The sequence below is a fragment of the Gaoshiqia sediminis genome (genome assembly GCF_025907915.1).
GTDB classification, from domain to species: domain Bacteria; phylum Bacteroidota; class Bacteroidia; order Bacteroidales; family Prolixibacteraceae; genus Gaoshiqia; species Gaoshiqia sediminis.
In genome coordinates this window covers 25,863-39,640 of record NZ_JAPAAF010000026.1, presented here as the reverse complement: position 1 = coordinate 39,640, position 13,778 = coordinate 25,863, and the positions used below count along the sequence as shown (strand labels likewise).

Here is a 13,778-nt window from a genome sequence, read left to right as displayed (position 1 = left end):
GCCGGATTCAAGTTACAAATTCCAGGTTGTCCATTGTAAATCACCAACCGCCAATCGCTAACCACAAATCCCTCTCTGTGTCTCTATGCCTTTGCGGTAATACGGGTTTCAAATCATTAATCGTTGATCTTTAATCGTCAATCATCATTCATCATTCCCAAATCCCTACACGCCGCTAAACGAACTGAACCCTCCGTCAACGGGGATGATGGTTCCGGTGATAAAGCTGGCTGCATCGGAGCACAAAAACTGCACGATGCCGTTCAGTTCTTTGATATCGCCAAAGCGTTTCATCGGGGTACGGGCCAGCACTTTCTTGCTTCGTTCGGTATATGAACCATCCGGGTTAATCAACACAGCGCGGTTTTGGTCGCCAATAAAAAACCCTGGCGCAATGGCATTTACGCGTACCTTTTCGCCAAACTTCAGGGCCATCTCCATCGCCATCCACTGCGTGAATATGTTGATGCCGGTTTTGGCTATCGAGTAGCCCATCACACGTGTGATGGCCGAATAAGTCGCCATCGACGAAATATTGATGATATTTCCCCGTCCGGCCTTAGCCATCACCTCGCCAAAAATGAGGCTCGGCAAAACGGTACCGTGCAGGTTCACATCGGTTACCTTTTTGTAGTCTTCAATTTTCATGTCGAAGATGGTCTGGTCTTCCGTCAGGGTGGCGCCGGGTATATTTCCTCCCGCCACATTGAGCAGGATATCAATTTTCCCAAACTGGTCGAGAATGAGTTGCCGTACTTCATGCAACCGTTCCTCATCGATCACATCGCAGGGATAGGCAACAATGTCGCCAAGATGTTCCAGCTCGGCCACCTTTTTCATCAGCCGTTCCTCATTGCGGCCCAGAATGACCACTTTCGCTCCTGCTTCCAGCAAACTTTGCGAAATGCTGCCTCCCAGCACACCGCCACCTCCGGTAACAATGGCTACTTGTCCTTCAATACTAAAATTATTCATAGTTCCTTTCTTTTAATTAACAAGACATAGCGTTTCAAAAATACAGGAAACCGGGAACTTCCTCCAGTACTATCCTTGCGTGAAATTATACTATATTTACAAAGTTTTCAAAGATGCTGCTATGAAAATCATGCATGAGCAGGTAAATTTTAAAGGGGCCAACTCATTCAATATAAAATGGGACGAGTTCCCTCACTTTACGTTCCCGTGGCATTTCCATGCCGGGTATGAATTGGTATATGTAATAAAAAGTTATGGGAAACGATTTGTTGCCGATCATGTTGAGGCCTTTTCGGATGGCGACTTGGTTCTTTTAGGCCCTAACCTGCCCCATTTTTGGAAAAATGACGAAGCGTTTTTCAACCATGACCCCAGATATAAAGTCAATGCCATTGTCATTCATTTTCCACCCGATTTTTTTGAGCACCAATTAAAAAATTACACTGAATTTTTGCCTATTAATGAACTGTTAAAACGAGCATTAAGGGGGGTCTGCTTTCACGAACAGGTCAGCAACTCGATCGGTAAAGAATTGCGCAAACTATTGCGGTTAAAAGGAGTTGAAAAGATCCTCCAATTATTAAGAATCCTGGATAAGTTAGCCCGGACAAAGAATTATAAATTATTGGCAAGTGAAACTTATTGCCCCGATTTGCACGACTGGTCAAGCAACCGGCTCGAAAAAGTGATGCACCTTATTAATTCAAGCTACAGGCAGCCCCTGAAACTGGAACAGGTTGCCAGTCATATCGGGATGAACCCAACCGCATTTTGCCGGTATTTCAAAGAAAAAACCGGGAAACCCTTCATTGGTTTTGTCAACGATATGCGAATCGGCTATGCCTGCAAACTATTACTGGAGGGGCGTCAAAATGTTTCACAGATCTGTTTCGAAAGCGGGTTTAACAACCTGTCCAATTTCAACCGTTGTTTTAAAAAGAAAACCGGCTTTGCACCGGTACATTACCGCAGCCAATTTCACAAAGCCAACCAGGGCCAACCCCTTTCGCCGGATACCGGCAATCGGTAAAATCCATTAGCCCAGCTGCCTGTGACGAAGGTAAACGCTGGTCGATCATCAGTTGCTTCAATTCGATTTATAGAGCTGCCTAAGTATGATGCTTTCATTCATTGAGATTTTCCAACACTCTTCTATTATCTTCTTTTGAAGTTTCATGTCAACTGGGAAGGTAATATTTTTTCCTGAACGGTAGTATCTAACGATACTGATTTCTGTTGTGCATCCTTGCCTTGCAACTGAACAGACAAACGGAAAATCTTTTCAATGCCTTCCTTCCCAACCCGGTGACGGAAATGGACCAGGTCGCTCGGGTCGCAGGGAATCGACCATTGAAAGTGGGTTTCGCCGCTAAAATACTGGAAGTACGGATTTTCAACCCACCTTTCCACGACCGACTCATCGCTCAGGTTGTACAACTGCCTTAAAATCAACAGTGAAACCATCAGCCTGACCGGTTTGGCCGGACGTCCAAAATTGGTGTAATACTCCGCAAAGTCCGAATCAACCGCTTTCCAGTCAATTTTGGCACTTAGCTGGTACAGCGGGTGTTGGGGGTTCAACTGATCTTTTAACGTTTGGAACAAGAAATTCATTTGCCCGGATTGTTTGTTTTTCCCAATCATATTTCTGCAAGGTTTTCCACTAAATTGCTAAAATCCTTGCAAATAATTCCATACTTCCCAAGTGCGAAATCAACAAAATCGTGTTAATAATCAACATATTCGCATATTTTTAAGGGACGACTAGTTATTAATAAAATTATTAATAATTGGGTTATCCCAAAATTTACTTGCTCCATAAGAGGAAAAAATTGTTACACCACATCTCCATCCATACTGTTTGGCAATATTGGTATTTTCATTGGGATCTGGTTTCGGGTAAAAACCTGCAGATGAAACCGAGGGTTCTAATTGAAACGATTTTCGAACGAGGGGATCCAACATATAAATCAATTCAATGTGGCACTGCAAGTGCCGTACCTCCTGCCCTCCGTTATAAACGAAGGACAGGAGGTGTATCTCCAAATTTAGATAAGCTACAAGAGAACTTTCAATCGTAACATATAGAATCTAGAATTATTAAATTATTCCCTCGAATTTGCTCATAAAGCCTAAATTAATTCTACTCCGATTTGTTAATTACCGTTACAACCCAATCAAACCAAAGCTTATTCGCAACTTCTGCTATTTTCAGGTTTAAGTTATTGAAGCCATGTGCACATTCTGGGAATAATGCGAGGTAGGTCTCATTTCCTGCCATCCGCCAACGAGATTCCATGAAATTGGTGTCATCAATAAAAGCATCTGCTGTACCACATAGAAAGAAAGTGGGAGGTAATCCTTCCAAATCGGCATACAAGGGAGAAAAACCTGGACTTTGAAGTCGTGCGAGTGAAAATTGACCATAAGCAACTCGCATGATTTCTTCCAAAAAAAGTTTATTTAAACCTGGTGTGTCATTTGTCGCTAGTCTATGAGAGGGAGTTTTACTCAAATCATAAATTCCATAATGAAGGCATAATCCTAAAACTTTGCTTGCAGCATTCAAGGTATCACGAACATAGAGCATCGTTGCAGCTGCATTTTGTGCTCCCGCGGAACCTCCGCCAATCAAAATCTTTTCGGTACCAAAAAGCTGTTTCGAATTTTCTAATAACCATTTTGCGGCAATGCTGCATTCTTCGATTTGTGCGGGATAGGGATACTCAGGAGCTAGATGATATTCAATACTTACAACAGCTACTTGACAAGTTCTTGCCAATACATCATTTATTGAATCGTCAGAACATGAAGATCCCCATAAATTTCCACCGCCATGAATATGTAAATAAACTGCATCAACCATTTCAGGTTGAAAAATCCTTAGTCCTATTGTTCCATAAGGACCATCTATTTCTTTTTCTGTTGGAGTAAGAACAGTAGATTGAGGTTTATCAAAGAGTTTTCTAGCCATTTTTATACTCTCCGGTGTCAGTGTAATTTTTGGAAATGGCGGCTGCACTGCATAAAACGACCGAATTTCCGATAGGTAAGATGAATAATCCTCATCAAGGTTATTTTGTTGGGCAATACCTAAATTTCCACAACCTAGAAATGTCAATAAAAATAGTATTTGCGTTAGTTTCATTCCTTTACTTTTTTTATTTAATCAAAATGTTTTTGTAACCTTTTCTACCCACTCTGTTTTGGGAATTTCTAAAGAAGGTTTTGCTTTCAGTTCTTGCGAAGAAGCCCCTACTAAAACGTCATTACTCCCTGCATCTACAATCCAGGCTTGTTCTGGTATATTAAACGAGGCTAAATCCGCTTTCTTAAACGCCATGTTTAGGTGGTCGATTAAAACTCGGAAACGAATGTATAGGTACCTGACTTCAATTCGGCGACAACTTTGCCTGACTCAAATTTTACATTAGAGATTCCGTTGGTTTTAGTTACCGGATTGCTACCTTCTTTGACTGCATTTAAAGTTTTTGCCGGCAGGTGTAAGGTCGCGGTTGTATTTGCCGGAACAGTTGCGGTGTAAATAAGATTTCCGTTTTCTATTTTCCACGCACTTTCAATGCGTCCATACATGGAATCGTAGTACCCTTCGGCCCAAGTCATTTCTCCTGTCGGATCGGGAGTTGGCTGAAGTATGAACCTTTGGAACCCAGGTTCATCCCGCTGAATTCCCAGTGAGTAAGCCATCATCCATTGCCCTACGGCGCCAAACGAATAATGATTGAATGAGTTCATGCTGTTATTCCCGCCAAAACCGTTTTCAACTGTATAACCATTTAGTCGTTCCCAAATGGTAGTTGCTCCCTGATCGATGGAATATAACCACGATGGGTATTGGTTGTTTTGCAATAGCCTGTATGCTTGCTCATTATACCCATGATCGGATAGTGCCTTGCTAACCCATGCAGTGCCAATAAAACCAGTCATCAGGGAATATTCGGGGTGAAGGACACCCTCATCGTCTGTATTTTTTCTTTCGATTGCGGTTGCCAGATTTTTAGCTATTTGAGAAACAAGGTCATCATCAAAAGCCCCAAGAGCCACACCAACCGCATATGAAGTTTGCGTGTCGGCAAGTCTGAATTCTGGTTTTTCCGGACCAACTGGACCAAATCCACGAGCGCCGCCAATCAGTCCCATGGTTTTTCCTTCTTCATTGATAAAGGTTTTATTGAAGAATGCTTTTCGTTCGTTATGCATCTTTTCAAAACGTGCTGCATCAGCTTCTTTTCCGAGCGCATTCGCCACGTTTTTCATGATCCATAAATCGAAAACATGGTAAGCTGTTGTCAGGAAAGGTGTTCCCAGGATATTATTTTGCGGGCCGAGCCAGTCGCCCAGCTGTCCGTCGCTGGTGATGCCGGTTTCCGGGTTGATGGTGGTTGCCAGATAATCGATGTAATCAATCATGGCATCGTAATGCTCTTCCAGCAAGGCAAGGTCGTTGTATTGCTGATAAACTTCCCAGGGAACAGTTATTCCTGCGCTTCCCCACAGGACACCACCAAAACCACCCCCAATGGGAGCAATATCAGTAAACTTGCCACTTTCCTTTTGTAGATCACGCATGGAAAACATGTGCCGTCTCAAAAACTGATCGCTGTTGGAAATATAAGTCGCTGTACGTGAAAATACCGAAATATCACCCGACCATCCCATACGTTCATTCCTCTGCGGACAATCGGTAGGAAGTGTCAGGAAGTTATCGACATTTGACCAGACTAAATTTGACCACAGTTGATTGACTTTTGAATTAGAGGTTTTATAATCAGCAGTAAGATCAAGTACTGAACTGATGACAATGCCTTGGACAGACTCCAGTTGCAATGGTTTGTCAACGCCGGTAATTTCAATATATTGGTATCCGTGTGAAGTGAATTTAGGCTGAAAAACCTGTTCTCCATTTTTCATGATATAAATATCCTGACTAATTGCTGCCCGGTAATTCTCGGTCATAATCATCCCCACATTGTCACCTGATTCCTCCAGATCGGGATAAAGAATCTCGGCATACCTAAGAACCAGCGTATCACCGGCTGTTCCGTTGGCAATCGAAATCTGCGGAACTCCCACAAAATTCTGACCCATATCGTACACATAAACTCCCGGGCGCACCTCACTTATGCTTTGTGCCCTCAATGTTTTAAAAACGCCAGCGTTATTTCCTATCTGACCGATTAATTTTACATTATTGAAATCGAACTGAGTAACATTACCCATAAACTCTCTTTCTTCTCCGGAGAAGGTAGTTTCTGCCAACGGAACAATTTCGACTTGTTTCCAAGATGAATCATCAAATCCGCCCTTGGCCCATCCTGCTATTTCTTCCTCTTTAGTGGCGTCAAATATTTCCCCTAAATTGAGGCTGCTGTATCTAATCGGACCATCGTTATAAAACTTCCAGTCTTCATTTGTAACGATAACTTCCTGCGAACCATCGCTAAACGCTACAACCAGTTTTGCAAGCAGTGACTGACGATCACCAAAATGATTCCAAACAGACCCAAAACTCAACAGTCCACTCCACCAGCCTTCTGCCATCATAGCCCCGATCGCATTAGAGCCTTCTTCCAACATATCGGTTACATCGTATGTTTGGTAGAAATGTGATTTATTGTATTGTGTTAGACCTGGATTATAAAAATCCTTGCCTACCTTTTCGCCATTGATTTGTACTTCATATATCCCCCGTGCAGTAACATATAATCTTGCAGATTCAACTTTTTTATCCAGGCTAAATTCTGTCCTCAACATTGGTACAGCATTTTGACTTGGATCGGTTACGATAAACAAACCGCTTTGTCCTCCATCAAGCAGGTATGCACCGTTGGATATCGAAACATGAGGGGAAAATATACTCTTGTTGGAGCCAGATAGTTCCTCTTTAAAAAGCGTAATATTAGGCTTTCGGTCGTTGAATATTCTCAGGTTTGAAAAAGTTGCTTTTTGACCGGTTTCCATCGCAAATCCTATATCACATAGCATTCCAAAGGGAATGTAGTTTGCCCCATCGCCAACCGGATTGAGATTTACCGAAGCCCCTTTAAATTCAGCTTGTAACCATGGTGGCATTGGATCGCCCGATGCTTTATCTTTTGCATTAAAATCAGGATTGTCATCTACAACTATGGTGATTTTACCAAAAGCACTTCTTACCAGAAAATCATGCTTATCGTGTTTGTTTTTATTATTAATCACCGATGATTGTATCGTGAAAGTTTCAAATGGGGTATCTGATCTATCAGTAGGCGAATAGCCTACCCTGTACACTTTCAATTTAGCCAGTCCATTTGATGAACCATCAACATCAGATATATCCAATTCCAGTTTTATGTAGCTTTCGTTTCTTTTATTTTCAAGCTGATAAATATTTTTGTATTTATCCATCAGCCGCATATCATTGGCCCCATAAACCAATGCTGCTTTGGAACTGCCCTCGGTAATGGCCAACGAATATTTCAATATAAAAAGAAGCTGGTAGTGTGAATAAAAGACCAGATTATTGTCACCTCCGCCTATCCATTGCGCACCCTCCCAAGCTGAAATTTCGGTATTCATCAAACCGGTTTCGAACCACGAACTAGCCAAATGTTGTTCGTTTTTTTGATCCCAAACTGTGACCGTCCACTCATACCGTATAGCAGGTTGAAGCGCGGAACCTTCATATTTGATAGCCAGAGAGGTGCTTTTTCCCACTTTCCCGGTGTTCCAAACTAATTCACCTTCCGGATTTTTCACTTCTATCTGATAAGCAGTCTGATATACTCCCCGAACATTGTCAGCGACTTGCATTTGCCATGCAAAACGAGGTTGAGTTTCATCAATTCCCAAAGGTGTACTGGTATATTCTACAGTGAGATTGTCAATAGTAATTGATTGTTTGAAAAATCCCTTGAATGAAAGGAGACCTACAGATAGGATAACAAGCAACATTGCAAGCCTTCCCTGATTTTGATAATATTTGATTTGCTTTTTCATCTTTAGTGATTTGCTTTAAAAGTCCATTGCATATTGACAAATATCCTTTACTTTCATACCTGTTTTTATATAGTTTCGTACTCAATTTTCACTTCCAGCCCATCTCCAATTATCTTCACTTTGAACTCATGTTCACCGATCTTTTCAATTTTTCCAATATTAACTTTAGGCAAACTCGTACTGTTAAAAATAATGTATCCTTCACCTTCAGTTGCAGTCACCCTAATTTCTTTTTTAGCTGCATAAACGTCTATATTCCCATTGGGAGTAGGTACTCTGCTTTCAAACCATTCCAATCCACCCAAAACCGGTCGGATTTCAAATTCTTCGTAACCTGGTTTTGTTGGTTTTACCCCTACAAAATATTTTCCCAAAAGATAAACGGGACTTGCTCCCCATGCGTGGCAAAGGCTTTTCCCATAAGGACGACCGTACATGGTATAATGCTCAAGTCCGGTTTGTTCAGGGTTATATTTTTCCCAGAATGATGTAGCTCCCAATTTGAGCATTCCGCCCCAGTAGTCTTTCATTTCATTTAAAACATAGTCTTGTTCACCTAAACTGCACATGGCTTCCAGTTCATAGAACCGCATGTAGGGGGTTGAGATAGCGGGAATTTTAGGGTTTAAAATGACGGCGTTTTTTATTTGTTCCTTTTGTTTTTCAGAGACATAATCGTAAAATACTGCAAACATATTGGCATGCTTGGTGATCTGTTCGCTGTTTTCCCCATTTTTGCGGTTAAAGACGATGGCATGTTTTTCTTCGTCCCAGAAATCACCTAATTTTGATTTTACATCATTAACCAGTTTTTCATATTTTTCGGCTTCACGGTCGATTCCAAGTATATCTGCACACGTAGCCATGGTTTCAAGACTTTTGCAAAAAACAATCTGTTCAAAGCTTACTTCACCAGTTATGTCAACATCGTGATCAAACCAGTCAATATAAACCCAGTCTCCCTTCAATCCTTCAACCAATCCACGCTCATTTCTGCGTTCGAGAATGAAATCCATCAGCGATTCCATTTTAGGATATATTTGCCTTAAAAAATGTTTATCTCCTGTGTAAAGGTAATAGTCATAAACGCCAATAAACCAATAGAAAGAGTAATCCAAAATGTTATTCAGATGGCATATGACAGGGTCGTTTCCACGCAAGGTGTACATGGTCCTTTTGGTTGTTTCCTTGTCAAAGAACATATAATAGTTCATCAGGTAGCTTTGTAGTGCATCTCCTGACCATGCCCAACGGTCGCGTTTTATTCCGTCGATAAAAACCTCCCGGGTGGTTAGTTGAAGGGTGTATCTGCCCACCTCCCAAATTTTATTTAATTCGTCATCGTTACACTTAAATGATGCACGGTATTCAACGGGAGAATATTCATAAAGCAGGGAAACATCATCAAATTGAGCGTTTTCAGCTACTATGAAAACATACCTCAAAGAATTTGAGTGTGCAACTATATAATCAGCTTTCCCTTTTGGAACATCATAGGTTCGAAAAGTCTCACAATGTTCACTATCCAGCGCTTCTTCCGCAGTTTCTCCATATTGAAGTTTTATTTTGCCGGTACCGATGAGGTTATGAAATTTTACAAATCCAAAAGTTTCCTTTCCAAAATCATAAAGTTTGCCTCCTGCCATTTCTTTCAGTTCAACATATCCCATGGGAGTAGTTGGAAGTTTAAATTTAGAAGGCTTCACGTTTGGATCATTTAGGTTTCCCGAACCGGCATTCATATAATATCCGGATGGCGAATCGGGATGTTTCATATTTACAGTTATCCTTTGATTTTCCAAAGGACTTGCCATCCAAGAAGTATCTGTTTTTATTGTATTACCTTTTACGTATATGGCAGGGACAGTGGCATAATTGACAACTTTGATTTCGATCACGTTTTTACCAACTGGCAGCGTAATTCTCGTTGGTCTATTCTTGTTCCCGTTAACTCTCAATCTCCAACCGGCCCGAATAACATATTCGCCTTCAGCATAAACTTCAATTTCTTCCGGTTTCTCCAAATTAACTTCTTTTGTAAAAATCATAAGAGGTTCATGGTTATCCAGCTTCCATTGCACAGGGACATCAATACCTCTTTCCGTGCGGCGATTGTTCATTTGGTTTCCAAGCCAATTTTCATAATCGCCTGGAAACCAAACCCAGGTTTGAGCAGAGGAAGAGAAAGAAGAATAAATAATAACCAATAAGAATATAAGTTTGACTCTTTTCATTGATCTAAAATTGATATTTGATTACATGACTCATATAATTTATACAAAAAGCTGGCAGAATGATCGCGAAATAAAAGCGGAGAACTGATGGTTTAAATTCAGTCTCGCTTTATGTTGTTAAAAATGATATAATTCAACTTTAAAACTCTTTACCTTTTCCTTTTCCATTAGCGGGTATAGGCCAGTCATAGAATCTCCGTTTCTGCGTCTTCCAGGAATAAACCGGTTATCATTAAATGCACCCTCATCGATCGAAAGCACACCGGCAAATTCACTTTTTACTCCTTCTTTTGTTTTCACTTCAAACTTAAATCCACAACCCAGAATATAGAATTCATTCTCGCTAATTTGAATGATTAATCCGCCAGCGTTGAAAGGCTTTTTTGGTAGTTGAGATGGAGGATCATCGACAAAATCGAATTGTGGACGAAAAGCTGTGGGAAACAATTTAAACTCGTAGTTACCCATTACCAATGTCTGTATTGGATTGTACTGATTTAAATAAACGCCCCGCATTTTATCCGATCCATAGTTGGATGTAATCAGGCTATCCATGTTCGCCATCTGCTGATACGCATCAATAGACTGTTTCACCTCAGTTTCTGAAGAGTGTTCAACTGCATCGCCGTCAATACCAAACGGAGAAAAACCAAGGGCGTCATATTCTCCAACTGCATACATAGCACGAACAGCTCCGAAACCACTTTCAGGAATAAAAAGCGGATTGTCTTTCCTGGTATATACATTACATACACTATCAAACTGATCAACATAGATATCCGGAGCTAAAAAGTCAATACTTTTCCCTGCGGCCTTCCATGTATCAAATGCTTCAGCATTTGGGCCACCACTGGGGAATGAACCTGGTAGTTGTTTTGTAGCATATCTAAGCCATGCATTGCAAAAAACCGGAAGATTTAAAACTTTCTTTCCTGCTTCGGCAATTTCATTAATGTACTTTGCGTAATAGTACGACATAAAAAGCTGTTCGGTGTAAAACGGATAATCCCCTTTTTCCCGACTTTTCCCAAACACTTCGTCCCAATTACCACGAGTTTTTTCCCCATTCTCAACCCACACTTTCTTTAATTCACCGTGAAGATTTTCTTTGTTATTTTGAAGATATTGAATTAAATCAGCGGGAACATCACTTGTCCATTTTTTCTCAGCTAAAGACGAATGATCCCGTGCAGTTCGAAAAACACCCACTTCATTTTCACACTGTACCATAATGACAGTATGATCATAATCTACTGCTTTAATATGCTCCAATAGTGTAGTATAGGCTTTTCGGTCAGCCTTCAAATTTTCTTCGGAAAATGGAGATAATATTTCAAGCGTTTTTCCATTGGCATCCTTTGCACGGAGAAATCTTTTTGGATCTTTCTTCACCCAACGTGGAGCATAAGTTGATTCCCCGTTTTTCCAACTTCCGAACCAGACCAATACAATTTTTATATTTTCTCTTCGGGCACCTTCAATGATGGCATCGACCAAACTAAAATCAAATTTACCTTCTTCCGGTTCAATAAGTTCCCAAGATGCAGTAGGAAGAACTGTATTTAAATTTAGATCGGCCATTTTCGACCAAAGTCCATCCATATACTCAATACTGGAACCTGTGCTATTGTGTAGTTCTCCAGCTAACATGATAAATGGTTTGTCATCAACAATCAATTTTACAGTACCATTGTTTTTTTGCAGGTATGGTAGTTGCGAAAATGTGGTTGACGCTAAGAGGAGAATAAAAGAAACAGTATAAATTAGTTTTGATACTATGTCCATAATAACTGATGTTTCAAAGTTTAATATGTTGAAAGAAAAGTGAAAGAAAAGATTTAATAGAATCCAGACGAGTTTAATAGAATTCGCTATCAAGTATTGAAGAATCTGAAAACAAAATAATCTCCATACTCCCTTTAGAATCCATAGGATAAACTCGCCCGGATTTAATCAAAGCTAACTTTTAGTAACCTGTGTTTTGAATCAGATTTTTATTAACATTCATCTCATGTTCCGGGAACGGAAGTAATTCATTTTTCCCTGGTTTGAACCCGTAATTTGTATTTTCAAATGGATAGGTTACTTCATAAGTGCCATCATCTTTCAATCCGGCAAACGTCGGAATTTTAGCTCCTCTACCAGCTAGCACATTTCCAGCATCCCCCCATCTCACAAGATCCTCAAATCTTACTTGTTCCAAGCATAACTCCAGACGTTTTTCGTTTTTAATATCATCCAAGGTTACGTTTGCCAAATTCGGTAATTGTGCTCTTTCCCGAATTTGATTGATATAATTTAGGGCACTGGCTTTATCACCAGATAATAAGCAAGCTTCTGATGCGAGAAGGAGAACTTCTGCATACCTCATAAACCGATAATTATTTGAGCCGGCAAATCCCCAAGTATTGGGAATAACTTCTGAACCTAAATATCTCAATTTCCAGTTGAAGTATCCCTCATGTCCATATAGTTTTGAACCCGGTCGGATGGTGATTGGTGCTTCAGGAGAGATTGCCATCACCTGCTCGTACGTCTTAATAGTAGCATTTAACCGGTAACCGTCAGCACCTTCCATGGCAACAAACGCATCATAAAGCTCTTTAGTAGGGTTACAAAAACCCCAGCCAGTCGGAATCAAATCATGATGACCCTCGTTGTACCCTGTTGACAAATCCATTAATGATGAATTCCAACCAAAAGCCGGACTGAACCACGATGTACCTTGCTCCCAGGGATTATCGGGATCAGGAAGCGAATTCACCTCAAAAATATTTTCAGGACCAAAATCCTGAACTGCCCTTAAAACATTTTCGTAATCTGCTATTAGACGATAATTTTCTGAATTTATAACAGCTTTTAACGTGGTTGCAGCTTCACTGTGCTTCTCCTGAAAAAGTTGTGCTTTACCTAAAAAAGCTTGGGCTGCCTGTTTCGTAATTTTTGCACCAATAGACTTGTCATCTGGCGAACTTTTCTCCGATAGTGCCCCTGATGAAATGGCTTCGGTAAAATCCTTTTCAATTTGCGCCCAGACCGCAGAAATTTCAGCATTAGGTTGTTGGTACTCACTCGGAGCAAGTTCTGTAGTTACCAATGGCACTTTCCCCCACAATGTTACCAATTTAGAATAAGCCCAAGCTCTTGCTACTTTCGCTTCGGCTATCACTCTGGCTTTTACATCTGTATCACTTTCAATTCTTTCAGTTACAAGATTACAGCGATAAATCATGGTATATAAGCCTCTAAAATAGTCGTTAACCCATGAATTTGCAGAGGAAAAACTATATTCGCAAAGTTGTTCAAGAAAAGGATTATCACCACGAGCTCCCCCTCCTGAATGTATTTCATCCGATAGTCCGTTCAAAAGAAAGAAATCGGAGCCTATCATACTACGCCACTGAAGATATACCGCAGTAATAGCTTCTTCAGCGTCTTCATCGGTTTCATAAAAATTATCAATTGCGACAACACCTTGTTGCGGAATATCAAGTTTTTCTTCACATGCTGTTACTAAAAATAAGCAACAGATGAATATAATTGGAAATAAATTTTTCATTTTCATTTAAA

General features: G+C 40.5%; 9 protein-coding genes. 1 reads left to right on the top strand and 8 read right to left on the bottom strand.

Annotated elements, in window-relative coordinates; genetic code table 11:
• Positions 1–165 precede the first annotated feature (165 nt).
• Positions 166–975, bottom strand: coding sequence for an SDR family oxidoreductase (locus N2K84_RS14640; RefSeq protein ID WP_282592570.1), 810 nt, complete (start codon positions 973–975; stop codon positions 166–168).
• Between the two features lie 121 nt (positions 976–1,096).
• Here N2K84_RS14640 and N2K84_RS14635 point away from each other — a divergent pair, with 121 nt between their 5' ends.
• Positions 1,097–2,005 (top strand): AraC family transcriptional regulator, encoded by a 909-nt coding sequence (locus tag N2K84_RS14635; RefSeq protein ID WP_282592569.1) that lies wholly within the window; start codon positions 1,097–1,099, stop codon positions 2,003–2,005.
• A 143-nt stretch (positions 2,006–2,148) separates the two neighbouring features.
• Here the strand turns inward: N2K84_RS14635 and N2K84_RS14630 are convergent, their stop codons facing one another.
• The 7 genes from N2K84_RS14630 to N2K84_RS14600 all read right to left on the bottom strand — a co-directional run bounded on the left by N2K84_RS14630 (position 2,149) and on the right by N2K84_RS14600 (position 13,773).
• Positions 2,149–2,589, bottom strand: coding sequence for a transposase (locus N2K84_RS14630; protein WP_282592568.1), 441 nt, complete (start codon positions 2,587–2,589; stop codon positions 2,149–2,151).
• 529 nt (positions 2,590–3,118) lie between these two features.
• The gene (locus tag N2K84_RS14625; RefSeq protein WP_282592567.1) at positions 3,119–4,123 is read right to left on the bottom strand and encodes an alpha/beta hydrolase; all 1,005 of its coding nucleotides are present in this window, start codon (positions 4,121–4,123) and stop codon (positions 3,119–3,121) included.
• A 21-nt stretch (positions 4,124–4,144) separates the two neighbouring features.
• A complete protein-coding gene (locus tag N2K84_RS14620; protein ID WP_282592566.1) occupies positions 4,145–4,318 on the bottom strand; it encodes a hypothetical protein in 174 nt (57 codons plus the stop codon).
• 14 nt (positions 4,319–4,332) lie between these two features.
• The gene (locus N2K84_RS14615; protein WP_282592565.1) at positions 4,333–7,974 is read right to left on the bottom strand and encodes a family 78 glycoside hydrolase catalytic domain; all 3,642 of its coding nucleotides are present in this window, start codon (positions 7,972–7,974) and stop codon (positions 4,333–4,335) included.
• Between the two features lie 65 nt (positions 7,975–8,039).
• Positions 8,040–10,208, bottom strand: coding sequence for an alpha-L-rhamnosidase-related protein (locus N2K84_RS14610; RefSeq protein ID WP_282592564.1), 2,169 nt, complete (start codon positions 10,206–10,208; stop codon positions 8,040–8,042).
• A 117-nt stretch (positions 10,209–10,325) separates the two neighbouring features.
• Positions 10,326–11,993 (bottom strand): GH35 family beta-galactosidase, encoded by a 1,668-nt coding sequence (locus N2K84_RS14605; protein WP_282592563.1) that lies wholly within the window; start codon positions 11,991–11,993, stop codon positions 10,326–10,328.
• Positions 11,994–12,174: 181 nt separating this feature from the next.
• On the bottom strand, positions 12,175–13,773 hold the full coding sequence (locus tag N2K84_RS14600) for a RagB/SusD family nutrient uptake outer membrane protein (protein WP_282592562.1): 1,599 nt from the start codon (positions 13,771–13,773) through the stop codon (positions 12,175–12,177).
• Between the last annotated feature and the right edge of the window lie 5 nt (positions 13,774–13,778).